General features: G+C 54.4%; 17 protein-coding genes. 10 read left to right on the top strand and 7 right to left on the bottom strand.

Translation table 11 applies throughout. The features are described 5' to 3' along the window. Window positions 1-42: 42 nt before the first annotated feature. From MFFC18_RS07655 to acs, 3 genes are read right to left on the bottom strand one after another with little or no spacing between them, the layout of a single operon-like run. Entirely contained in the window at window positions 43-1,968 is a 1,926-nt protein-coding gene (locus tag MFFC18_RS07655) for a PDZ domain-containing protein (protein ID WP_075085429.1), read from the bottom strand. Next, window positions 1,965-2,975, bottom strand: a complete 1,011-nt coding sequence (locus MFFC18_RS07650; RefSeq protein ID WP_075085428.1) for a S1C family serine protease — start codon at window positions 2,973-2,975, stop codon at window positions 1,965-1,967. Before MFFC18_RS07650 ends, MFFC18_RS07655 begins: the two co-directional genes overlap by 4 nt. Next, window positions 2,965-4,926 carry an acetate--CoA ligase gene (acs, locus tag MFFC18_RS07645; protein ID WP_075085427.1) on the bottom strand — a complete coding sequence of 654 codons (1,962 nt, stop codon included), beginning with the start codon at window positions 4,924-4,926 and terminating at the stop codon, window positions 2,965-2,967. The genes MFFC18_RS07650 and acs overlap by 11 nt, the downstream gene beginning before the upstream one ends. 181 nt (window positions 4,927-5,107) lie before the next feature. Between acs and MFFC18_RS07640 the strand changes: the two genes are divergently transcribed. Continuing rightward, window positions 5,108-6,220, top strand: coding sequence for a TlpA disulfide reductase family protein (locus MFFC18_RS07640; RefSeq protein WP_075085426.1), 1,113 nt, complete (start codon window positions 5,108-5,110; stop codon window positions 6,218-6,220). A gap of 114 nt (window positions 6,221-6,334) precedes the next feature. Here MFFC18_RS07640 and MFFC18_RS07635 read toward each other — a convergent pair whose 3' ends face one another. Together MFFC18_RS07635 and MFFC18_RS07630 are read right to left on the bottom strand one after the other, a co-directional pair. Next, complete coding sequence (locus MFFC18_RS07635) at window positions 6,335-7,867, bottom strand: outer membrane protein assembly factor BamB family protein (protein ID WP_075085425.1); 1,533 nt, start codon at window positions 7,865-7,867, stop codon at window positions 6,335-6,337. Between the two features lie 165 nt (window positions 7,868-8,032). Continuing rightward, window positions 8,033-10,294, bottom strand: coding sequence for a PQQ-binding-like beta-propeller repeat protein (locus MFFC18_RS07630; RefSeq protein WP_202907561.1), 2,262 nt, complete (start codon window positions 10,292-10,294; stop codon window positions 8,033-8,035). Between the two features lie 249 nt (window positions 10,295-10,543). Here MFFC18_RS07630 and MFFC18_RS07625 point away from each other — a divergent pair, with 249 nt between their 5' ends. Together MFFC18_RS07625 and MFFC18_RS07620 are read left to right on the top strand one after the other, a co-directional pair. Continuing rightward, window positions 10,544-12,094, top strand: a complete 1,551-nt coding sequence (locus MFFC18_RS07625) for an efflux RND transporter periplasmic adaptor subunit (RefSeq protein ID WP_075085423.1) — start codon at window positions 10,544-10,546, stop codon at window positions 12,092-12,094. Window positions 12,095-12,215: 121 nt separating this feature from the next. Next, a complete protein-coding gene (locus MFFC18_RS07620; protein ID WP_084417259.1) occupies window positions 12,216-15,566 on the top strand; it encodes an efflux RND transporter permease subunit in 3,351 nt (1,116 codons plus the stop codon). Between the two features lie 297 nt (window positions 15,567-15,863). Here the strand turns inward: MFFC18_RS07620 and MFFC18_RS07615 are convergent, their stop codons facing one another. Then, window positions 15,864-16,481: a sigma-70 family RNA polymerase sigma factor gene (locus tag MFFC18_RS07615; protein ID WP_075085635.1), complete on the bottom strand. Its 618-nt coding sequence runs from the start codon at window positions 16,479-16,481 to the stop codon at window positions 15,864-15,866. 199 nt (window positions 16,482-16,680) lie between these two features. Here MFFC18_RS07615 and MFFC18_RS07610 point away from each other — a divergent pair, with 199 nt between their 5' ends. From MFFC18_RS07610 to MFFC18_RS07585, 6 genes are all read left to right on the top strand, one after another. Then, window positions 16,681-18,345, top strand: coding sequence for a peroxidase family protein (locus tag MFFC18_RS07610; protein WP_084417257.1), 1,665 nt, complete (start codon window positions 16,681-16,683; stop codon window positions 18,343-18,345). Between the two features lie 210 nt (window positions 18,346-18,555). Next, on the top strand, window positions 18,556-19,743 hold the full coding sequence (locus tag MFFC18_RS07605) for an amino acid aminotransferase (protein WP_075085419.1): 1,188 nt from the start codon (window positions 18,556-18,558) through the stop codon (window positions 19,741-19,743). Window positions 19,744-19,948: 205 nt separating this feature from the next. After that, window positions 19,949-20,233, top strand: coding sequence for an ArsR/SmtB family transcription factor (locus tag MFFC18_RS07600; RefSeq protein WP_075085418.1), 285 nt, complete (start codon window positions 19,949-19,951; stop codon window positions 20,231-20,233). Window positions 20,234-20,304: 71 nt separating this feature from the next. Next, window positions 20,305-20,673 (top strand): arsenite efflux transporter metallochaperone ArsD, encoded by a 369-nt coding sequence (gene arsD, locus MFFC18_RS07595; RefSeq protein WP_075085417.1) that lies wholly within the window; start codon window positions 20,305-20,307, stop codon window positions 20,671-20,673. A 10-nt stretch (window positions 20,674-20,683) separates the two neighbouring features. Further along, window positions 20,684-22,450 (top strand): arsenical pump-driving ATPase, encoded by a 1,767-nt coding sequence (gene arsA, locus MFFC18_RS07590; RefSeq protein ID WP_075085416.1) that lies wholly within the window; start codon window positions 20,684-20,686, stop codon window positions 22,448-22,450. 126 nt (window positions 22,451-22,576) lie between these two features. After that, window positions 22,577-23,020 (top strand): arsenate reductase ArsC, encoded by a 444-nt coding sequence (locus MFFC18_RS07585; RefSeq protein ID WP_075085415.1) that lies wholly within the window; start codon window positions 22,577-22,579, stop codon window positions 23,018-23,020. Between the two features lie 92 nt (window positions 23,021-23,112). On the opposite strand, the gene MFFC18_RS07580 is transcribed toward MFFC18_RS07585, so the two are convergent. Then, window positions 23,113-23,868, bottom strand: coding sequence for a (5-formylfuran-3-yl)methyl phosphate synthase (locus MFFC18_RS07580; protein ID WP_075085414.1), 756 nt, complete (start codon window positions 23,866-23,868; stop codon window positions 23,113-23,115). A 71-nt stretch (window positions 23,869-23,939) separates the two neighbouring features. Here MFFC18_RS07580 and MFFC18_RS07575 point away from each other — a divergent pair, with 71 nt between their 5' ends. After that, window positions 23,940-25,127, top strand: coding sequence for a ribonuclease D (locus MFFC18_RS07575; RefSeq protein WP_075085413.1), 1,188 nt, complete (start codon window positions 23,940-23,942; stop codon window positions 25,125-25,127). Window positions 25,128-25,202: the final 75 nt, after the last annotated feature.

The raw sequence follows: 25,202 nt of genomic DNA, 5'->3' as shown, positions 1-25,202 counted from the left end.
GATTGTGTAACGAAAGACGACTGCCGCAATGGGAAAGGTGGCTTACAGTCGATCGAGCGTTCTGAGCCAAATCGCCAACCGCTCGAGGGCATTGGCTGAACTCGGATCTTCGAAAATCGAAAATCCCTTCTCGCGAAAGAACTGAATGCTCTCCTGGTTGCCCTCGGCGCCAAGCACCATCAGATGCAACTTTGTCGACGGGAGAGACTGCAGGTTTGGCTGGCTGGTCGAAAGTTCGGCATCGATCATGGCGACGCCCGCGAACAACTTTCGATTGGAAAATGCAGTCAGCAACGCCATTTCGCCGCCCGGGCCTTTGCCCGCAATTGCGACCCGACGCGGATCAAAAGAAGCACGCTGGGCGAGTCGATCCAGAGCTTTCGCGATCACGGACGCGTCATCCGGAAGCCATTTCTCCGGATCGACCGACTGCGGGATCAGGACAAGCGCATCGTTCGTCGAGCAAAAGTTTTCGAATTTCCGAAACATGGCTTTCGCATCGACTGGCCCGGGCGAAGGCACCCAAACCAGCACTGGAGGTTGAGGACGTTTCGATTCGGCATCCTCTTCATCCGCGTCATCTGACTGGGGCACGAAAGCGAGACATTTATTGGATCCTTCCGCGACGGCAATCTCAATCGATTCGAATTCGCGTGCCGCACCCGTGTTCCGCAACGGTACAGTTTTCAAAATATCAGCCAGTTGTCGGCGCGGTGTGAGCGACAACTCGATGGATTTTCCCGCGCGCTCTACCTCAAGGCTGATTGGCTCGCCAACAACCAGCTGCCTATGAGCTTCACGGAACTCGTCAGCCGAAGCGATTTCCGCATCGTTAACTTTCGTGATCACGTCCTCGGATTTCAGTTCCGCTTCCGCGGCAGGAGACTCGGGAATGACAGTCTCGATGATTGGAACTTCTGTGGCCAGCCGCAACAGAACGCCAAACTCTGGCTCGACGTAGGGGTCAATCTCGCCAGCCAGTTCAATCCCGAATTCCAGAGTTTTACCGTCTCGTTCAACGACGACGGAAAGCGTTTCTTTTTCGTACAGTGGGCCGATCAAGTGTTTGAATTGCGCCTGCCGAACGATCAGCTTTCCTGCGGCTTTTACGATCGTGTCGCCGACTTTCAAACCCGCTTTGCCAGCCGGTGAAGTCGGTAGACAAAAAGAAACTTTGGCCGGATCCGCGTTCTCGTCCTGGCCTTCAAACGACACTCCAATCAGTCCGGCTCGCAGCGATTCACCACCAAGAAATCGCTTGAACGCATCTGACTCCGCATCGACGTTCGCGGCGAAACCGATGCCTGAATCGTACCACTGCGATCCTGCGGCAACTTCCGAGCTACTGTGCTGCATCGGAACGAGAATCCCAATGGCCTGTCCGGAAAGCGTGACGAGCGGCCCGCCATAGTTTTGACGTGAAATTTTGGCATCGGTTTGAGTGGCCCGGTTCCAAATCCTGCCTTTGGCACTCACGATCCCGAAAGAGACATTTGCGTCTCGCATCGAAACGCTTTTTCCAATCGCAATCGCCCGCTCACCGACGCGAACGCTGGTCTCGTTCGCGAACGTAATCGGAACCATTTCGTCTCGGTCGATTTTCAACAGCGTCAGGTTACGGCTGGAATCCGTGGCAACGATCTCTGCCGCCACGCGTTCGGTAGCGTCAGGTCTTTCACCATCAGCAGCTGGAAACTTGACGAAAACGCTGGCCGGTTGGTGGAGCAAGTTGTAGCTGGCGGTGACGATCAAGCCGTCTGCCGACACGACGGTCCCGGAAAAAGCAGCCGTCGATCGCGACTGGCCTTGCGGAGTCAGCCCGCCGACGGTGTCGATCTGAACGACAGATTGAGAAGCGTAGCGGATCGCTGCCGCGGAAGCTTTAACCGCTTCATCCTGCGCGACGCAAGTAATCGCGAAAACGAAAGTCAATCCGGTTGCGAGCAAAGTTGAAAGGATCGATTTCAATTGGACTCCAGAAGCGACATCGTAACCGTAAGGAATTCGCTGCCGCGCTGAATTGTGATCGTGACCGGAGAATCGCGATCGACCTGACCGAGGCGTTTGGCAACGTCACGACACGACGCGGTTGGCAAACCGTTGATCTCGATAACCAGATCGTCAGCCAGCAAACCGGCCCGGAACGCGACCGTTTTTTCACGCACAAACTCAATGTAGGGCGGAGTTCGATTGAGGACCTCCGGCACCAAAGCAAAACCGAGCAACTGCGGGTCCAGTGGCTCGGCCGTTCGGCGCGAGGTCATGTTTTGTTCCTGAAGATTTTTGCCGTCGAGGATCCGATTGACGGATTCGGTCAGTTTGGAAAACGGAATCGCATAGCTCAGCCACAATCCGGTCCTGGCGTCCTGTGACTCTTTGCCAATCAAGCCAACTGGTCTGCCACGGACGTCACAAACCATTCCTCCGGCCGAGCCCGGGTTGCTGGTGATGGCGTCGAGGATAAAAACGTCGTCGGTGTATGGAATTTGCCAGGACCCTCGTTTGGCAGCGAGTTTTGTTTTGGCGGAAACAACACCGCGTTGAACGCTGACCGGTTCGTCACCCGTGGCGACGCCGTAGCAGTTGCAAAAGGCGAGAATCGGAGTCCCGATCGCGGGGTCGACGGCGCTGGCGAGATCGACATGCGGCAAACCTTCCGCGTCGATTTTCACGACTGCGATTTCCAGTTTCGCGTCATAGCCCAGCAACTTGCACTGGAATCGTTCGCCGTCGTTGGTCGTGACAGTCGATGCGGAATCCAGCACATAGCTCCAGGCGGTCAGAACATGTCCTTCGCTGGAGATGAGAATGCCGGACTGGTAGGCTTCCAGTCCCCGCATTCCTCCGCTGCCGACAATCTTGACGGTGTGCGGAAGCACGGATTTCACAGCAGACGATTGAGCGTCCACGGCTGTCGAACAGAACAGCATCAGCAGGACAGCCGCGATGCAGTTGAAACCTGTGCTATCCTTCATCGTCTTCCGCCAATTTTGCCAGAACGCTGAAATCTTCCAGCGTACTCGTGTCACCAACGGCTTTCCTTCCAGCCGCAACGTCTCGCAGCAGACGCCGCATGATTTTGCCGCTGCGTGTTTTCGGAATCGCGTCGGTGAAACGAATATCGTCTGGAACAGCCAACGCTCCAATCTCCTTGCGAACATGAAGCTTCAATTCCTGGCGAAGCTCTTCCGACGGTTCCACGCCTTTAAGCGAACAGAAAACGGCGATCGCCTGACCCTTGAGATCATGCGGGCGACCAACCGCAGCACACTCGGCGATCGCATCGTGAGAAACGAGAGCACTTTCGACTTCGATCGTACTCAGTCGGTGCCCCGAAACATTGATCACGTCATCGATTCGACCCATGATCCAGTAGTAACCATCTTCGTCGATGCGAGCGTTGTCGCCGGTCAAATAGCTTCCCGGAACGGTCTTCCAATAAACGTCAAAGAATCGCTCATCATCGCCCCAGATCCCACGCAGCATCCCCGGCCAGGGCCTGGAAATGCAGAGCATGCCTCCATGGTTTTCGCCGACTGGCTGCAAGCTTTCGTCGACGATCGTCGGAAAGACGCCAGGCAGTGGCTTCGTGCAACTTCCCGGTTTCGTCGCCGTTGCTCCAGGAAGCGGACTCATCATCAGCCCGCCCGTTTCGGTTTGCCACCAAGTATCGACGATCGGACATTTGCCTCCACCGATTTTTTCGTGGTACCACATCCAGGCTTCCGGATTGATGCCTTCACCGACGGTACCGAGCAAACGCAGACTTGAAAGATCATGTTTTTCAACATGTTCGTCGCCCCATTTGATGAACGCACGAATCGCGGTCGGGGCCGTGTACATGATGGTGACTTTGTACTTTTCAACCAGGTCCCAAAATCGGTCTTCGGCCGGATAGTTGGGTGCCCCTTCGAACATCAGGCAAGTCGCTCCCGCTGACATCGGACCGTACACGATGTAACTGTGACCCGTGATCCAACCACAATCCGCGGTGCACCAATACACGTCATCCGGTCGCCAGTCGAAAACCCATTGGAAAGTTTTTTTGGCCCACAGGTTGTAACCCGAAGTCGTATGTCGGATGCCTTTCGGTTTTCCGGTCGAGCCGCTGGTGTAGAGGATGAACGAAGTCGCTTCGCTGTCCAACGGCGTGGCCGGGCAATCAGCATCGACGCTTTCGACCAGTTCGTGCCACCAATGATCACGTCCTTCGGTCCATGCGATTTCGTTTTCGACTCGCTTCAGCACGACAACATGCTCAACGGTCGGAGACTTTTCCAGGGCTTCGTCGACGGTCGCCTTGAGCGGTAATACTTTGCCACGCCGATAGAGTCCGTCGCTGGTGAGTTGAACTTTGGCGTTGGCGTCATTGTTTCGATCTGCGATGGCTTCGGCGGAAAAGCCAGCAAAGATCACAGAGTGGATGGCTCCGATGCGAACGCAGGCCAACATCGCAATCGCCAGTTCAGGAGTCATCGGCATGTAGATCGAAACCACATCACCGACCCCAACGCCCAACGACTTCAGCCCGTTGGCGAACTTGCAAACTTCGGCATGCAGTTCGGTGTAAGTCAGCGTACGCTGGTCGCCAGGTTCGCCTTCCCAAATGATCGCAGTGCGGTCCCCGTTGCCGGCAACGATGTGAGCATCAAGGCAGTTGTAGGAGATGTTGGTTTTGCCGCCGACGAACCATTCAACGTTGTGCCCTTCCTGCTTGAGCACGGTATCGTAGGGTTCAAACCAGTGCAGATCTTCTCTGGCGATCCCGTCCCAAAATCCTTCGAGGTCGTTCGCGGCGGCGTCATACAGTTGCTGATACTGATCCATCGATCCGATGACAGCCTTCGACGAAAACTCTTCGCTGGGCGGAAAAAGTCGGTCCTCATGCATCACGTTGTCGATTTGACCGGTCGTTTTTTCGCTCATGTATTTTGCTCCGCGAGGAATTTGGTGGCGTTTGGTGGACAGGTCCAGTTTAGCCGATTCGGACAACTTTCGCAGCAACCTGACTTTGATTCCCGGGCTTCGGTGATGGTAGTATGGTGCTGCCCCGATTGTGGATACGCAAAGCTCTCCCGCAAACTACTTCCGTTTAGAGGATTGATCGATGAACTGTTTTCGCCCGTCAAGTTTTCTCATTACCGGCTTGGTCGCCGCCCTTGGTTTCCATTCTTTATTCCTGGCGAACGATTCGTACGCTAACGAGAATCGCCCCAAGCTTTCCGTTGGATCCAAAGCTCCAAAACTGGACATCGAACATTGGCTTTCGATGCCGGACGGTTTCGAAGAGGTAAAACGATTCAAGAAGGGGAATGTTTATGTGGTTGAGTTTTGGGCGACTTGGTGCGGTCCTTGTCGACGCGCGATTCCGCACATCAGCGAAGTCGCTGAAAAGTATGCCGAGCAAGGAGTTCAGGTCATCAGCGTCTCCAGCGAAAAGCTGAAAGAGGTGGAAGTGTTCCTTCCCAAGAGGGCAAAGAAGGATTCGCCGGAAACGTTCGCAGAGCTAACATCGAAATACTGCCTGACCTGCGATCCGGATGGCTCGGTGAGAAAGGAAATCTTTCGCGCCGCGGGTCAGACGGGAATTCCCAGCGCGTTCATCATTGGCAAAACCGGGCATGTTGAGTGGATCGGTTACCCAACCAGAATCGATGGACCTTTGGAGCAGGTTGTGGAAGGCACCTGGGATCGCGACGCGTTCAAGGAAACGTTTGAACGCAACTACCGGCTCAAGCGAAACAAGAAAGAAATCGCAAAGCACATCAAGGAGAACAAACACAATCTGGCAGTCAACCAGATTTTCAAGATGGTGAAGGACTACGAGGGCCGCGACCGTCAGCAGTGGCAGTTGAAAGGCCTCGAAATTTGCCTGGAGAACGGCCTTCGCCGAACCGAAAAGGATTTCAAGAACATCGCGAAGGAGCACTTCAAGGATGCAACGATGATGAACAGCATGGCTTGGAGCGTTGTGAGTGCGACCGAGAAAGGTGCTGAACTGAAGCCGGAAATTCTTGAACTGGCCCGCACCGCAATTGACCTTTCGGTGAAAGCAGAACGTTCGGCCGCGTCGCTCGACACCTTGGCTCATATCGCTGAACTCGAGGGCAACCTTGAAGAAGCGATCGAAGTTCAAACCGAAGCGGTGGAGAAAGCGGACGAAAAGATCAAAGCGGAACTCGAAGCTTACCTCGAATCGCTGGTCGCCAAACGGAAATAGTTGAAACGCGCGCCGGCGATGGCCAGAGCACATTTTCCATCAACAGCAGCACGAAAAAACGCCGTGTCGCGAATCAGCGACACGGCGTTTGAACATTTCTAAGCGAAGCAGACGTTATTTGGCTTGCACGTCGATGCAGTACAGCCGAGCACGGTCGCTGAGGAACAACTTTCCATTGGCGAAAGTTGGCGTGCTGTAGATCGATGAGTAATTCGTCGTGCTGATCTCAGCCAATACTTCTGCCTTTTCCGGTGAAGCCTTGAACACGGTCAGCGTTCCGTCTTCGTTGCCGATGAACACTTTACCGTCGACGATCACAGGCGATCCCCAAACTCCGGAAAGCAAATCGTGAACCCAATGTCGCTCGCCAGTCGCAAAATCAAGACAGTGAACGAAACCGCTCAGGTCGGCAGCAAACAACAAACCATCCTTGATCGCGACAGTTGACATTGTGCGGCGGAACATGGCTTCGTCTTCATGCTCAGGATCCGCACCACCGTAGTGCCAGATGACGCCCGAGTTTGGATTCGGTTTCCCCTCGGTTGCGATCTCACCAAGCTCAGAACTGACATCGCCGGTCTTCGTTGCATCGACGCGCCACAAGTGGCCAACGCCTTCACCATGCTCCGGATCCTGACCAACGGCAAGGATGACGCTGTTCTCGTAAAAGACAGGAGAAGCGATGACGCTGTTTCGAAGTCCAGCACCGCCGAGTTCCCATGTTGTGTTTTTCGGATTCAGGTCAAACTTCCAAATCTCTTCGCCAGTGTCAGCGTCGAGGGCATACAACCAACCGTCGCCACCAGGAAAGTAAACCTGTGTTTTGCCATTAACAACACCGACCGAAGGCGAACCCCACTGCCCGTGAAGAATTGCATCGCCAGGCTGACCGGCTTCCCAGACGATTTCGCCAGTGTTCTTGTTGACGCAAAGAAAACAGGGAGCACGTGGTGAAGGAACTTCGAGGTGAGCTTCGTCGACGCCGTTCGACGTCAGCAGATAAATATTGTCGCCGTGAACGAGTGGAGAACTGGTCGCGAGGTTGTGCGGGAACACGCCAAGCTCGTCGCCCATCATGTCGATGTTCCAGACAATGTCCGCATCGCCGACTTCGTTGTCGACTTCGTCCTGAATGCCATCGTTCTTGCCGTCAGCGAACCCTTTTGTGTCGATGCACATCAATTCGCAGCGGTTAGTGACGACCCAAAGTCGATCGCCTTCGATGACGGGTGTGGAGCAAATCCCCTGCAGCGGCCAATCGTTTACGCGGCCAGAAGGAAGTTTCTCACGCGTCAACTGCCACTGAAACTCGCCCGATTTTTCATCGAAGCACAACAGGATTCCTTTGTCCTGTTCGGCCGGATGCTTGGGACGGAAACCGCCACCGTTGTTGGTTCCGACGTAGACTTTCCCGTCAGCGACGACCGGATTACCGTAAGTCTGCGAGCCAATGCCCTGAGACCAAACGACGTTTTTTCCTTTTTCCATGTCGAAATCGTAGGAAACGCCACCTTCGATTTCAGCGACCATGTTTCGGTCAATCGTTCCACCCCACATCGGCCAGTCCTTTTTCTGGGCGGACGCCGTTGAGGCAAACAGGGCGGCAAGAGCAATGGCGAGCGATAATTGAAAAGCGTTGGCTTTCATTGTGAGTATCCTGATTGGCATTGATGTGCTTGGTCGTGGTGGCGGCTTTACACCGCCGCATTGGAATTCGGTTCAACGACAGCAACCTGTCGGTTCGATGAGATCACAGGCATAAGCCCATGCCACCAAAATGGTTGCCGCCAGAAGCAGCAACCACGAAATAGCTTACTCTTTCGTCAACACGACGTTATCGAAGAAGCAGTCTGCCTGAGCGTAAAAGATCAGGCCGGGCGAACCAGTTTGGTTCGGATGAGGATCCGTCGCGACGATCGACCAGTCAGCTGGCTCTTCCGAGTCACGCAGCCAGACTTTCCCGTAGATCGTTGCTTCGTCATCCGTCGTTTCGACCTTCATCTTCATCGTGTACCAAACGTCCGGATCGCTTGGGAACTTCATCGTCTGTGCCATCCGCAAGTGCGGCGGCCACGAGCGAACCTGAAGCTTGCCAACGTTCCCTTTAAGGTACAGATCGTATCGATTCGCGGTCAGACCAACGCTTGCCAATTGGCGACGCTGTTCGGTCATCATCACGTCAGCTTGAAGGGTGAAGTCCTTCATGTCCGGAGGGCCGATCGAAATGTTATGGCTTGGACGCCCTTTGGCTTCCGCACCACCGGTGACTTTCATGACCGTGTTGCCGTTAAGATCGAACGGCTTAATCTTGATGTGAGCACGAACCCACGTTGGCGGAACTTTGACGCCTTTGTAACCTTCGAAGTCCCACTTCCAAACGGTCGACGGGTTGAAGACACGAATACGAGCCGTCGCGGTTTTACCTTCGACCTCAGTCGTGATCGTTCCAGCCAATTCCGTCGAAACATCGCTCGGACAAGTCAGCGTTGCGCCGCTGGTCGTCAAACCGGTCAAAGTTTCTCCGATCTTCAGTTCCGCGGCCGGCATTTTCTTGATCAGTCGACCGTTGGCATCAAACGCACAAACTTCAAAGTCTTGCGACTTGCCAGCGTCGAGAATGACCTCGTAGGGGCGAAGTTGAATCATGTCAATTTCGCTACCCGCTGGCGTTTCTTCAGGCAAAGCTTTTGGCTCGCCGATGACGACTTCTTTGGATTTATCGTGAATGCAAATCGTGCGATCACGAGTTACAAGATAGACGCGACCGTTGGCAATTGCCGGAGACGCGTAGATTTCGTCGTCGCCAATTCCCTCACCAGCCGACTTGATTTTGACTTTCGAAAGCGACTCGCAACCTTCGCGAGAAGGCTTGAGGATGTGCATATGGCCGTTGACTTCGGTCGCGTAAATCTTCCCATCGGCCCAAACTGGTGAGCCTTTTCCGACCGTACCAAGGTCGTGCTCCCAAAGTCGTTTTCCGGTTTCGCAGTCGTAGCAGATCATGTTTCCGATGTCGGCAACGACGAAGAGCATTCCGTCATGAGAGAGCAGGGCAGTGTAACCGGCTTTGATGCCGTCCTCACGCCAAACGCTGTGCGTGTCGGTCACGTCACCGGTTCCAGTCGCATCGATACACTGGACCCGGCCGAATTCCTGGTTGTCGATATTGTCTTCACCGTGAGAGATGAAAACTTTGTCGCCAACAACAACTGGAGTTGTATTGAGTCCGCGAAGTGACATACGGAATCCCCAAATCGGTTTTCCGGTACGAGCATTCATCGCGTAGATTCCGCCGTCCGCGTTTCCGCCGATCAGCATTCGCTGTCCTTTGACCACGGCCACGACAGGAGCCGAGTAGTTTGTATCCTTCGGTGCTCCACCGGGAGCAGAAACCCATTGCAGCGAACCGGTTTTTTTGTCGAACGCGTAGTAGTAGTGTTTCGGTGCCGGGCCTTTGGTGTCGCCCCAGTTGGTTGCCAGAAAGCTGACGATCAAACGGTCTTCGTCGATGATCGGAGTCTGTGTACGTCCGCCGTAGCCGGAAATTTTCCCGTACTCTTCAAACAGGCTTTTCTCCCACACGATTTCGCCATCGGGAGAATAACACTTCAGCAAACCGCCGACGGAGTGCGAATAAACGTAGCCCGTTTCTTCGTCGCCGCACATCGCAGCCCAACCGACTCGCGGTGATGGAATGTCTGTTTTGAAAACGTTGAACTCATCCCGCCATAACTCAGTTCCATCTTCCGCCCAACAGACAACCTGCTCCTGCGAGTGGATCTTTTCTTCCGGATCGTTGAAATCGTCTTTTGTGCGGCAATTCAGATAGATGCGCCCATTGAGCACGATCGGTGTGCAACGTCCACCGGTGTCAGCGACCCAGTCAACGTTCTTTTGCGGTTCGAGCGACCAATCCTCGACCAGATTGGTTTCGCGAGAGATCCCGTTCTGTTCGGGACCGCGCCAATTGGCCCAATTGGAATTCTGGGCGTAACCGCTGTCGCCCATTAGGCTCACGATGGTGAAGACTGCGAAAACTGGAATCCAGTTTCGTACGCGTTGGCTAGAGCTCATTCCGGTACCTGAAATTTTGAAACAAACGGTGTTTGTGAGGGTTTGGTATCAAAGTCTGGCTAGATCCCAAACTCGAAAAATCACATTTCGTTGGACGCCAATTTAGCTGCTTTGGGGTGATTTTTCTACAAGACTGCCCAATTGGTCAAATCGATATTTCAACCGCAGACCTTGCTGCTACGATTGACACCCCAACGTAACAAGTAACAAACCCTGTTTTGAGTTTAAGGTATCGCGAGGCCAACCGAATTGTCCGAGGAACATAACAACCCGGAAAAAACAGCTGACGAATCAGCTCCGGCTTCTGAAACCGCCGCTCCGGCGCCATCACCGGACGCTACTGTTCGGCGCCGCGCCAAAAGCGATAGCCTGCCCAGCCTGATGCGCTATGGGCTGTCTTTATTAATTTTGCTTGGCGCTGCCGCAGGTTGCTATGGGCTTATTTTACTGGCCAAGCCGACTGAATCGCAGGATCCGACGGCGCTCGTGCCACAAGTCGTTTTGCAGAAAGTCGACCAGTACGCCGGCGGGATCGACCTGCTGGTTTCCGGCACCGTCGTCCCACACCGGGAGATCAATGTTGCCGCGGAAGTGAACGGTCGCGTCCTGAAAAAATATCCGGAGTGCCTGGCCGGTAATTTTGTGAAAAAAGGCACACCGCTGATCCAAATAGACCCGGAAGGGTACGAGCTTGAGCTTGCCACGATCCGGGCGGAACTTGTGCAGGCCGACCGACGCCTCGATGAAATCGATCGTCAAATTTCCGGCGAAAGAAGAAATCTTCAAATTGCGGAACAGGATTACACAATCCAGAACCGCGAGTACGACCGATCAAAACGACTTGGCAGCGCGATCTCGCCCTCGGAACTTGATCAAGCTCGCAGCTCTGTCAACGCAGCCCAGGCTCAGGTCACGGCTCGCACCAATGCGATTGAGAGTTTGATCGCCAGCCGGGAAACGCAAGTCGCGGCAAAGTCTTTCACTCAACAACGACTCAACCGAGCCGAGCTGGAACTTCGCCGCACCAAAATCGTCGCTCCTGCAGACGGCGTCATCGTTGCCGAATCGGTTCAGCAGGATGCCTTCGTGCGTCAGGGCGAGTTGGTGGTCCAGTTCGAGAACACAGAAGTCTCTGAAGTCCGCTGCAATCTGACGACGACGGATCTGGACTGGATCCGGATGAACTCGAAAGACAAAGAAGCGGCCCAATCGATTTATCAGCTGCCGAGAACCGAAGTCCAAATCTATGACGCTTCCGAACCGGATGTGGTTTGGTCGGGAGTTTTGGAACGATTCAGCGGCATCGGACGTGATCCGGTTACGAAGACAACGCCGTGCCGAATCATCGTCTCCAAACCCGTCATTCAGGCGAAAACGGGACCGCGGGCACTGGTTCGCGGCATGTACGTGAAGTGTCGAATCGAAGTTCAAACCTCGTCGGCTGATCTGGGCAATGACTTGCTCACGTTCAGCGAACGAGCCCTTCAACCTAACGGCGATGTCTGGTTTGTACGCGGCAATAGCCTGATGAGAAGCTCGGTTGAGGTAGTCGACCGATCCGAATGGGAGAACGATGAGACGGGCAAAATGGAAGTCAATATCGTGGCGCGTGTTAAGGAAGGCGACTTAAAACCGGGTGACGCCGTTGTCGTGTCGCCTCTGGCACAACCGACGGTTGGTGCCGAAGTTTTGATTGCCGACGGATCCGAGGATGCCTCAGGCGAAGCCGCGAACCTGAAAGATTCCGACTCGGAAGAAGTTGCCGCGACCAAGGGTGACGACGCCGAGCAAACGAACTAGCAAAAACGTCAGACCGGTGATGCCGCGATTTGACACGAGCGCGCAACAGTCGCTCTCAAACCTTCCAGCCAGAGAACTGTGGCCCGAAGCCCAGCCGAAACCTCTAACCCAAAACTGAACCATGCGATCCATCATCAAGTGGGCTATTGCAAACTCGCCCGCGATGAACACGTTCCTGATTGCTTCGCTGATCGTCGGCGCGATTTCAATGGTGATCATGCGCCGCGAAGTCTTCCCCGCCTTCAACCTTGAAATCTTGCTGGTCACGGTGCCGTTCCCTGGTGCGACGCCCGCAGAAGTCGAAGATGGAATCTGCCAGAAACTGGAATCGGCGTGTGCGAATGTCGACGGTGTCAAAAAAATGACGGCCGTCGCCAAAGAAGGCTTCGGCTATGTCATTCTTGAGCTCGACAATAGTGCTTCGGATGTTCAAAAGGTTCTTGACGAGACTCGCAGTGAGATCGACCAGGTTCGAGCTTTCATGCCTCCGCGCGCCGAAGAACCAGAAGTCAAACAGATCGTGTTCCGATCCCCCTCAATTTCAGTGGGGATTATCGGCCCCGAGTTACCGCCTGGCGTCGAACGCAATAGTGCCGAAGCGCTCGAATCCGAAAGGCAGTTGCGCGATTTGACAGAAGAGGTGCGCGCCGAGTTATTGGATTTGAGGCCCGTGCCGCCCAAAAACCCGGTTCGCAGGCTGCTGGCGGGCCTGTTCCAGCCGAAAGGCCCCGCTATTTCTTCTGCGGAAATCGTGGCCGAGCGCCCTTATGAAATCTCGGTCGAAGTTTCGGAAGACACGCTGCGACAGTTCGGCATGAGCCTTGGCGGTTTTGCTCAAGTCGTTCGCCAACAGAACATCGACGTTCCGGGCGGAAAAATGGTCACCGGTTCGCAGGAGATGTTGCTGCGAGGAAACAACAAACGCGAAGACGGGCTGGGCATCGCGGACCTCCCTGCGATCACGAAACCGGATGGTGATGTGGTTCGTGTCGGGGACGTTGCCAACGTCGTCGACGGATTCGCGGAAACGACTTCGATCAATCTGATCAACGGTCGCCCAGGCCTGGTGATTCAGATTTCCAAGACGAACAAGGAAGACCTGTTTACCGTTGTTGACGCGGTCAAATCCTACGCCGCGAGCAAACAGATGCCTCCCGGGTACAAGATTGAAACGTGGGGAGACATCTCTTTGGATGTGATCGACCGAATCGATCTGCTTGCCAGAAACGGTGCTCAAGGTTTGCTGCTGGTGTTCCTGGTACTTGCGATTTTCCTGGAACTGCGACTTGCGTTCTGGGTCGCGATGGGGATTCCGATCTCCATTCTTGGAGCGGGCTTCGTTCTGCTCGCGTTTGGCCAAACGATGAACATGCTTTCGATGTTCGCGTTCCTGATGGCACTCGGCATCGTCGTCGACGATGCGATTGTGATCGGCGAAAACATTTACAACAAACGCGAAGAAGGCATGGGACATATCGCCGCCGCGATCGAAGGAACCGTTGAGGTTCTGCCCAGCGTGACGGCTTCGGTGACGACAACCATCATTGCCTTTCTGCCGCTGGCGTTTGTGACGGGAGTCATGGGCAAGTTCATCGCCATCATGCCGCTGGCGGTGATCGCGATGCTGATCATTTCCCTGGTCGAAAGCACGTTCATTTTGCCGGCTCACCTGGCTCACGACAACAACCTGTTCATTCGCTTGATGTCGGCAGTGTTATATATCTTCAAGCCGTTTCTGTATCTGTTTGAGAAACTCAACGCGGGTGCGAGCAAGCTGATGAGCTACGCAATCGAGGGCATTTACGAGCCGCTGCTTCGATTTTCGCTGGGCAATCGAATCGTGGTGATGTCGACTGCATTCGGGGCCATGATTATGACCGTCGGAATTGTGATGTCCGGATTGGCTCCGTTCGGGATGTTCCCGAAACTCGACGGACGCGAGATCAGCGGAACGTTGGTCTTTCCCAACGGAACATCTTCTGCGTTTTCTGCCGAGGGCGTGACTCATTTGCGTGAAGCGTTCGAAAGCCTCAATGCGGAACTTGAGGCCGAAGGACATCCGTCGGTCATCCAGAACCTGTACGAAAAAGTTGGCGAAGTCGGCGACACGATGCAAGGGCCAACCGGCGTTACCAACGGCAGCCATGTCGGTAGCGTTTCAGTTCTGTTGACGCCCACCGATGAGCGAACCTATTCGGCGCGCGAACTGATCAACAAGTGGCGGGAACGCGTCCCGAAAGTCGCTGGAGCGGAAGTGCTGAAGTTCGGAGCCCGTTCGATGGGCCCTGGCGGTGCTTCGGTCGAATTCAAAATTCTGGCCGACGACACGGGGGCTCCGTATCTGGAAGAAGCCGCCGAGAAATGCAAGAAATGGTTGGCTGCGAAAGCCGGCGTGTTTGACATCGAAGACGATATGCGGCCCGGAAAATGGCAGCGAACTTTGAAACTCAATCATGAAGGTCAGGCATTGGGTTTGAACGAGCAGGACCTTGCCGAAACAATTCGCTCGATCTATTACGGCAACGAAGTCATGCGGCTTCAACGCGGCCGGCACGAAGTCAAATTGATGGTCCGCTACCCTCGCGAAGCACGTGAAACGCAAACGGCGTTCGAAGAGATTCGCATCCGCGACGCCCAGGGGAATGAGCGACCTTTGACGGAAGTTGCCGAAATTTCTCACAGCCGCGAATTGGCTGAAATCAATCGGCTTGACCAGAGACGAAGCATCACGGTGACGGCTGACCTGGACAGCAAAAAAGTGAACGGGCGAAATCTGATTGCCGAAATGAAGAAAGACTTCATCCCCGGCATGGTCGAATCGTATCGTGAAAAATACGGAGCCAACCTGTCGGTGAACTGGGAAGGCGAACAGGCTCAAAATGAAGAGTCGATGAGCAGCATGTTCGTCGGTTTTGCGATCGCGTTGCTCTGCATGTACGTGCTGTTGACGCTGCAGTTTCGATCCTACATTCAGCCGCTGATCATCATGTCGATCATTCCATTCGGATGGCTCGGGGCGATCGCTGGCCATGCGATCGTCGGTATCGAATTGACTTTGTTCAGCTTCTTTGGATTGATCGCGTTGACGGGCGTGGTCGTGAACGACTCGATCGTATTGGTCGACTTTATCAACGCTCGTGTCCGCAAAGGCATTCCGCTGAAAGACGCGTTGGCGAGCGCCGGAAGTCGACGTTTTCGCCCCATCATGTTGACTTCAATGACAACGATCGCCGGCCTGTTTCCAATGCTTTTGGAGACTTCGATGCAGGCTCAGGTTCTGATTCCGATGGCGGTCAGCCTGATCTTTGGATTGCTGTTCGGAACGTTGTTGATTCTTGTTTTGGTCCCGGTGTTCTATTCGCTTTACGGTAGCGTGCTGATGAGATTCGGACTGCCGCTGTATCACGATCATGCTGCAGATTTCGAATCCCAGCACATCAAATCTGACAAACCAGACGTTTCGGTTGCTTAGAGGCAGTTTCAAAACCTTGTGGCTGCGGCGTCTCGCCGCAGTGAATACCAGAAATACCGCGGCGAGACGCCGCAGCCACTACCAAGTGATCAGTTTTGAAACTGGCTCTGTTAGCGCGGCACGACATTCAGGCAATCGCCCCGCGCAGTCGCGTCGGCACTCAACTCGCATCGGCTTCCAACCTGTGATCCGCAGTCGCATTCAGCTGACGTCAAACCGCCAGCTTGCGATCGCGCCGTGGATCACAAGCACGATGCGATGCCAAGCCGAAGTCCGGTTTCACGTTTTTGGAAGTGCCTAGTTTGCACTTGTCGCGGGTCCGGGAGACTCCAGCACTTTCTTCAATCTCTCGATCGCTCGCACATACCGAATGCTGGCCGCTTTTTCTGACAGACCAAGCCTCGCTGCGACTTCCTTATTGGATAGCTCGTCGAAATGACGAAGGGTCAGGACCGTTCGATCCTTTGGCTTCATTCGCTGCAACGCAGTCTCCAGTTCGATGAACGACTCCTTCTTCATCGCCGCCTGGCTAGGAGTCGAAACTCGCCCCACGTAGCAGTCCGCCATCGTTGGCAAATCATCGCCATCGCTAACCGTGTTGCCGATTTCCTTGGACGCGTCACGCTTCTTGGACGAAAAGTGACGACGGTGAACGTTGACCAAAGTCTGTCTCAGGATAACGCGAATCCAAATGTGCATCGTCCACGAAGCTCGCTCCTCAACGAACTGCTTCAGCCGCATGTTCGCATCAAGCCAGGCTTCCTGCAAAACGTCGTCCGGATCGATGCGTCCACCAAGCCGATGATCCAGCCGAAAGAAAATGGCTTTCCAAAGTGTCTCTCGATGTTTGGTGAATTCGGCGATCAGTTCCTTTTGAGCTGAATCAAATTCAGCACTCGAGTTTGCGTCTTTCATGATTCTCTCCTTTTTCTGTTCCGTATCCATTTAATTGCGACGGGAACTCGTTCGTCCACCAAAGGTTTCGTGAAATTTATTAGAAAGCGTAGAAATCCTTGACCGTTTCGCGTTTCAAGGTTTGAACAGAAACAGGTCACTCAGGTTCACTTCCGCTGCTTGACCACGAAGCAAAAAGTAAACATGAATTGGAGTGAAGATGAGAAACACCATCATGGCAATGATTGGCTTGATGCTGATCACGTCGATCCCGACTAGCGAAAGTCAGGCTCAAAGCAGAGACCGACGCGACGAAAAAACGAAGGACTACCACGAAGCGAAACACGAGTTTCACCCGCCACGCAGACGCGGACCTGAAGACAGAATCCCGATCGTGATCCAGAGGTTTCGCACGATCAACGGATCAAACAACAATCTCTCTCATGAAACGTGGGGACAAGCCGGCGGTAACCTCAGACGCCGTGTTCCTTCTGCATACGAGGACGGCATCTCGCTTCCCTCAGGCAGCGACCGCCCCAGCCCGCGACTGATCAGCAACCTCGTGTCCAACCAGGACGAAGAGTTCATCGCCAACAATCGCGGCATGACTTCCATGGTTTGGCAGTGGGGACAGTTCATTGATCACGACTTTGGTTTGACGGAATCGCACGAGCATCCTCCGGAGCCGTTTCCAATCGTTGTCCCGACGGGTGACTTGCTCTTTGATCCGTTTTCTACCGGGACAGAGTTGATATTCCTGTTTCGCTCGGAATACAGAACCAATCAGGACAATCAGCCACGCGAACAGATCAATGCAATTACTTCCTGGATCGACGGTTCCAACGTCTACGGCTCCGATGCCGCGACCAGCATAAGCTTGCGAACGCTTTCTGGTGGACTGATGAAAACCAGCGATGGAAACATGTTACCGGTGGACGACGAAGGCTTCTTCATCGCCGGCGATATCCGGGCCAACGAGCAGAACGCTTTGACTTGCATGCATACGCTGTTCGTTCGAGAGCACAACCGGATCGCGACACGTTACGCGACGTTGTACCCGACGCTTACCGACGAGCAGATTTTCGTTCGAGCACGCAAACGTGTCGTTGGCATCATGCAGGCGATCACGTACAACGAATTTCTGCCGACGCTGCTGGGAGAAGGAGCACTCAGGTCTTACCGAGGATACCGTCCGGAAATTTTCCCAAACGTCTCGAACACCTTCACGACGGCAGCTTACCGTTTTGGGCATACGATGCTGCCAACGGAGCTGATGCGGCTGGATGAAAACTACGACGTGATCGACGACGGAAATCTGGCCTTGCGAGACGCGTTTTTCAATCCGGCAGAAGTCCGATCGCATGGAATCGAGCCATACATCCGCGGTCTGATTGTGCAGCAGGCTCAGGAAATCGATCCACACGTCACCAGCGAAGTTCGAAACTTTCTGTTCGGTCCTCCGGGGGCCGGCGGATTCGACCTGGCATCTCTGAACATTCAAAGAGGACGCGATCACGGACTGCCGGACTACAACGTGGTACGAATGCGATTCGGGTTGCCACCCGTCAGCACTTTCGCCGACATCACGGCCGATCCTGTGCGACAACTGGCGCTTGAGGAAGCCTACGGCGACGTAGATCTGATCGACCCGTGGGTTGGAATGCTGAGTGAGGACCATGTCGCTGACGGAAGCGTGGGAATCACCATTCGGACGATTCTGTCCCAACAGTTTGCCGACTTGAGAGACGCCGACCGGTTCTGGTACAAGCTGGAAATGCACCCGGCCGATGTCGAAGTCATCGATGCGACGCGGCTTTCAAATGTCATTTGGCGAAACACGGAGGTCCGCAAGATTCCGCGTAACGTTTTCCAGGTCACGAATTGACCAAAACGGCGAACAGACTCCGATGGCTGTGTGATCCACATCGCCAGCCACCGCCGCCTGATGTGTAAGCAGGCGGCGGTTCTTTTTATGGCAATGGAAAATTATTGAGCACGATTTGAGACGGCCCGGGTCTAGCTGGCTTGAGAAAGTCACTCAATGAAAGTAATCTTTGCAGTTCTGTTTGAGACACAACGAAACCGAAAGTGACCGATGTTTGAGTCCGCTGAACTACATCCTCCTGACGCGATCTTTGGATTGACCGAAAAGTTTCGTAACGATCCCAACGAGAATAAAATCAGCCTGACTGTTGGCGTCTATAAGGACGAAAGCGGAAAAACGCCTTTGATGCAGGCCGTTGCTGACGCCGAAAATATGCTGGCCCAAGCCCACGCCAGCAGGACTTACTTGCCGATCGATGGCATGCCCGCCTACAACGCCCACGTAGGAAAACTGCTGCTGGGTCCCGTCGCGGAATCGGTCAAATGGAAATCGACGCAAACTCCAGGAGGCACAGGAGCGCTACGCGTGACGGGCGAACTGCTGCGAACGGCGCTCGGAATCGACACGATCTGGATCAGCAATCCGACTTGGGCTAACCACCCGAAAATCTTTGGTAACGCTGGCATCCAAGTGCAACAGCATGACTATCTTGGCGAAGACGGTGTGTCGCTCGATTTCGACGCCATGATGAAATCAATCGCGGATTCAACCAGGTCCGGACAGGCGATTTTGTTGCACGGGGCTTGCCACAACCCAACCGGTGTGGATCCGACGAAAGAGCAGTGGACCGAACTGCTGAAGTTGGTATCGGAGAAAGGGCTGCTGCCTGTTTTCGATTTTGCCTACCAGGGTTTTGGCGACGGACTCGACGAAGACGCTGCTGCGATCCGCGAATTTTTGGCTGACGGCGACAAGGAAGCCATCATTTGCAATTCGTTCTCCAAGAACTTTGGGCTTTACGGAGAACGCACCGGCGGGCTGACTGTCGTTTCGACTTCCGATGACGCGTCCGACGCGATGCAAAGCCAGGTGAAAACTCTGATCCGAAGAATGTATTCCAATCCACCAACGCACGGCGCCGCGATTGTGAACACGGTGCTTTCGGATGCGACGCTGCGGAAATCATGGGAGACGGAACTGGATGAGATGCGGACGCGAATCAAACAATTGCGAACCGCGTTCGTGGACACGATGAAGCAGGTGGCTCCGCAGCGCGACTTCAGCTTTCTGAATGATCAGCGCGGCATGTTCAGCTACTCAGGACTGAGCGGGAAATATGCCGAAGCGTTGATGAAAGAACACTCGGTTTACATTCTCGGCAGCGGAAGAATCAACGTCGCCGGAATCAACGACTCGAATCGCCAACGGCTTTGCGAAGCGATCGCGAGTGTCCTTTAGCAGCGAACCGGGGCCGCACGAATCGTCTAAAATCACGGTTTTTAAGGCTCCAAAGGTTCGACTCGCATAAAATCTCACGCTGCGGTAGAAAGAAACTGTTGACGCAGCCAATATTGGACGATATCGTTAATCGTCGATCACCGATCAAAGGAACAACGTGCCGAGAGCGAAGAAACCAACCAAACGCGATTGCGAGTCGGGCGATGTGAAGCTTCCCGACGATTCGAACGCTGAGGTTCTGGCAAAACTTGCCTGGGCGGTCGCTCATCCGGCACGCGTTCGTATCGTTCGGTTACTGATCAGCCGTGAGGCTTGCGTTTGTGGCGAGATTGTGGCGGAGCTTCCTCTGGCACAGTCCACCGTTTCGCAGCACCTGAAGATCCTCAAAGAATCGGGACTGATTCAGGGTGAGATCGATGGACCAAAAGTTTGCTACTGCATCAATTCAGAGAAGCTTGAGACGCTGAAGAAACTGATTGCTGCCCTGTAGTGTTTTTTTACAACGAACCATCGTCGTTCGACGATTAACGATTGCATTTCAAATACCCGAGGAGTTTTCAAATGAGCAAAGTTCAAATCTTTGACAAACCGCTGTGTTGTTCGACGGGAGTCTGTGGGCCGCAAGTCGATCCCGTGTTGCCGCAGTTCGCGAGCGATCTTGAGTGGCTGAAGTCGCAGGGCCACGACGTGCAGCGATTCAACCTCGCACAGGAACCGCAGGCGTTCACGGCGAACTCGCAAGTTCAAAAATTACTTGCCGACGAAGGCGTTGATTGTCTTCCGTTGATTTTGATCGACGATCGTTTGGTCAGCCGAAGCGATTACCCTTCCCGCGACAACCTTGCGTTGTGGACGGGGACGGAATTGAAGAAGGCCAGTTTGCCGGTCGCGACCGACGGCGATTGTTGTGGTGGAACAGGATGTTGTTAGGAGCGAGACGATGAAACTTTTTGAAAATCCAACCCGAAATTTATTCTTTACAGGCAAGGGCGGAGTCGGCAAGACTTCGATGGCTTGTGCGACTGCGGTTCAATTGGCGGAACAGGGAAAGCGAGTGCTGCTCGTTTCGACCGATCCGGCATCGAACCTTCACGATGTGTTGGCGACCGAAATCAAAAGCACACCGACGCCGATCAACGGAGTCGAAAACTTGCAAGCGATGAACATCGATCCGGTGGAATCGGCGAGGCTGTATCGCGAGAGAATGATCGGCCCCTATCGCGGCGTTTTGCCGGAATCGGCAGTGGCCAGCATGGAAGAGCAGCTTTCCGGTTCTTGCACGGTCGAGATCGCTGCGTTTGACGAGTTTTCGAGATTGCTGGGCGACGCAGATTCGACTTCGCAGTACGACCACGTCGTTTTCGACACCGCTCCGACAGGCCACACGTTGCGTTTGCTGACTTTGCCGTCAGCGTGGTCCGGGTTCATGGACTCGAACACAACGGGGACTTCCTGCCTTGGTCCGTTGGCTGGATTGCAGGATCAAAAGTTGATCTATCAGAAAAGCGTTGACGCGTTGTCGGATGGAAACGCAACGACACTCGTGTTGGTGACTCGACCAGAGACTTCCGCGCTTCGCGAAGCCGCAGAAACGAGCGGCGAGTTGCAACATCTTGGGATCAAGAACCAACGCTTGATCGTCAACGGCGTATTCACGGCTGCATCGAAAGACGACCAGTTCGCGGCGGCGATGGAGAGTCGCTGTCAAAAGTCACTGGATACGATTCCGGCAGCCATCGAATCGCTACCCCGCACTTCGGTTCCGTTGTTGGCGACCAGCTTGATGGGAGTTGATGCGTTGCGACAAGTCGGCAATCCGGACGCGGTTCACGAAGTTCGTTTGTCGAATGACGTGCTGGAGGATCTGCCGATCGGCCTGGGCGGACTGGTCGAAGACATCTCTGCTTCGGGCCACGGCGTGGTGATGACGATGGGCAAGGGCGGCGTTGGCAAAACGACGGTCGCGGCATCGATCGCTGTTGCACTTGCCGGTCGCGGACACAACGTTTTACTTTCGACAACCGATCCGGCGGCTCATCTGGTTTCCACGATGGCCACAGAGAACCTTCCGAACCTGACGGTCAGCCGAATCGATCCGGCGGAAGAAGTCGAGCAGTACAAGGCCGAAGTCATGGCAACGGCTGGCTCGGATCTGGACGAACAGGGTCGAGCATTATTGGAAGAAGATTTGCGTTCGCCTTGCACCGAAGAGATCGCGGTCTTTCGTGCGTTCGCCCGCGCGGTGGCCGAAGGAGGCGATCATTTCGTCGTGCTTGATACGGCTCCGACAGGTCATACGGTTTTGCTGCTTGATTCGGCGTTGGCCTACCATCGCGAAGTGACACGTCATACGACGGAGATGCCCGAATATGTGCAAGAGCTTTTGCCGCGGCTACGCGATCCGAAATTTGCTCGCATGTTGATCGTGGCGTTGCCGGAAGCGACACCGGTTCACGAAGCGACACAGCTTCAGGAAGATCTTCGTCGGGCCGAGATTGAGCCATATGCGTGGGTGATCAATCAGAGTTTTCAGTCGCTCGACGTTTCCGACCCGGTTTTGCTGCAGCGAAAACAGAATGAAGTTCCGTTTGTTCGCGAAGTCCGTGATTCGTTGTCGAATCGGTTGGCGATTTTGCCGTGGCAGAAAGAGTCACCGACGGGACTTGAAAACCTTCGCCGACTGGCTGACGAGCTGATTGCTTCCTAGTTTTGGACGCGTTTTGTCCGTGGTCCACCTCGAAGTTTGAGCAAGACGCTGCCGTCGCCTTGCTGTTGCTTCGGGGTTCGACTACTTCCATCAAACCATTTGCTTATTCAATTGGGAATCCAAACCATGGCCAAACCGATCGTGCTTTTTCTCTGTTCTGGAAACTCTGCGCGTAGCCAAATGGCGGAGGCGTTTCTGCGTCGGCAAGCTGGTGATCGATTCGAGGTCCACAGCGCAGGGCTGGAACCGGCTGGCGTCAATCCGCTCACCGTTCAGGTGATGAATGAGATTGGCTATGACCTTGAAGACCATCGTTCGAAACCGCTCAGCGACTATCTCGGAAAAGTCGCCGCTCGCTATGTTGTTTTTGTGTGCGACAAAGCCGAGACTTCCTGTCCGCGAATTTGGCCCAACGTGCTACAGACGCTTAGCTGGCCTTTCGAAGATCCGGCGGCACTATCGGGCACGGATGAGGAAAAGCTGGAGAAGTTTCGCGAGGTCCGCGACGAGATCAAACTCAAAATCGAGTCATGGCTGGCCGAACAACATGCCGATGCGCGACAGGCCTAATTCCAGCTCAACCCAGCCTGGGATTGGCTGCAGTCATAGCGCGTTGCGATCGGCGTGGGGTAGTTGCCACCAGATCAGATTTAATCTGTCGGTCAGCTTTGTGAAGAAAGCAGACTGCCGAGGGCCTCGATCTTCGTGGCATCGATAGCGGAGCTTCGGTCGTGCTGGCAAACCGCGCCACGGACGGCGATCAGGTCCGGAACGAGGCTGGGGCTGAGTTGTCTGATCGCCGCAACGTCTTCATGCGTCAACGATCCCGCAAGCACGACTTTCAGTTTCCGCTTTTTCGCTGACTGAATGATCGAAGCCAGCCGCTGTTCCGTCAGCAGCTTCAACAGACCGCCGTGCTGTTTATTGAACGTATCGATTAACAGAACGTTGCAGCCGACTTCTTCCGCCGCTTCAATCACGCTCTCAATCGATGGCGACTGAGCCAGATCTTCATCCGCGTAAGCCACAGCGACGCGTTGAACTCGATCGGGAAGCCCAGCAAAACAGATCTTCCATCGCGACACCCAATCTGGCTGGTCAACCAACCCGGAGAGGCCAACTTTGGCAAAATCGAAACCAGCGAGCACTTGATTTCGAATCGCGGCATCCACCTGCGGCCAAACGGGCCAATCTTTTGCTTCGCCGAGCGCGATGCTTTTCAGAGAATCACCGGAAAGATCGTCTAGCACGGCATTGGCGACTTCGATCGAAACGCAACCCAGCGACCCGTGCTCAGGCTCTTTGAGGTCAATAATCGTGACGCATTGAGCACTTTCCGCGACCGCGGCTTCGCGAAGACTTCTCACGCTAACCAGAAGACCAACGGTATTTTTACGAGCTGAGTGAGTGTGATTCATAGTTTGGCGTATCCAGTTTTCGCCGCTTGAGTTAAACTTTAACATTGCCCTCGACCAACCCCGCCACCCGGATGTCCGAACTTCCCGAATTCGAATTTATAACTACCGACAGCGCTCTGGAATCGTTATGCAAGCGGCTTGAGTCCGCGAAGTATATCGGATTTGACACTGAATTTGTTTCAGAGAACCGATACCGGCCCGAACTGTGTTTGCTGCAAGTCGCGACCGAATCAGAGTACGCGATTGTTGACACGATGGAAGTCAGCAACGTTGACCTGTTCTGGAAAGCTCTCTGCACCGGTGACCATGTAACGATCGTGCACGCCGCGCGAGAAGAATTTCTGTTTTGCTATCGAGCCATCGGCCAACGACCGGTTAACTTTTTCGATGTGCAACTGGCTGCCGGGCTGATCGGAATGGACTACCCGTCGTCTTACGGAAATCTTGTCTCGCGCGTGATTGGCGAGTCATTGGATAAAGGTGAAACGCGCACCGATTGGGCTCGGCGACCGCTTTCGGATCGACAAATGGCGTACGCGCTTCAGGACGTAACGCACCTGATTCCGTTGTACAATAAAATTCTGAAAAAGCTGACCAAGCTCGGTCGCTGCGACTGGATTCGTGACGAGATGAATTCGTGGCAGGGCGAACTTGAGAAAACAATTGACGAACCGCAGTGGCGTCGAGTATCCGGCATCGCGAACATGAACCGCAAGTCGCTGGCGATCGTTCGCGAGCTCTGGATATGGCGCGACGGTGAAGCGGAGCGAAAAAATCGCGCACCGAGGCGCGTGCTTGCGGACGACCTGATTGCGGAACTGGCCAAACGCGGATCGTCGGACATTGAGAGGCTTCGTGCGATCCGCGGTTTCGAAAACCGGGTTGCGAGAAACGCGATCCAACCAATCTCGGACGCGATCGAAAAAGCGTTGAGCCTGAACAAAGACGACTATCCGAAAAAGTTGCCTCGCAGCAAAACGACGAACCTCGGCTTGTTGGGCCAGTTCATCAATATCGCGTTGAAAGTCGTTTGCCGTGAGCAAAACATTGCGTCTTCGATCGTTGGAACCAGCGACGAAGTTCGCAACCTTGCAGCCTGGCGAATGGGCGTGCTGGATTTGAAGACGCCACCGAAACTCGCCACCGGATGGAGAGCAGGTCTGGTTGGGCAACTGGTCGAGAAAATCCTGGACGGATCGATTGCGATCTCTGTCAACGATCCGCTGTCCGATCATCCGCTGACTTTGCGAGAAGACTGAACCATCGGTCGCTGGCTGGACTGATTACGCTCCCGAAAAGTGATCCGTCGGATTCGCGTGCCGACGGTCGTTCGG

The sequence above is a fragment of the Mariniblastus fucicola genome (assembly GCF_008087665.1).
Taxonomy (GTDB): domain Bacteria; phylum Planctomycetota; class Planctomycetia; order Pirellulales; family Pirellulaceae; genus Mariniblastus; species Mariniblastus fucicola.
Note: the sequence above shows the minus strand (reverse complement) of the source record. Positions and strands in the feature narration are given on the sequence as shown.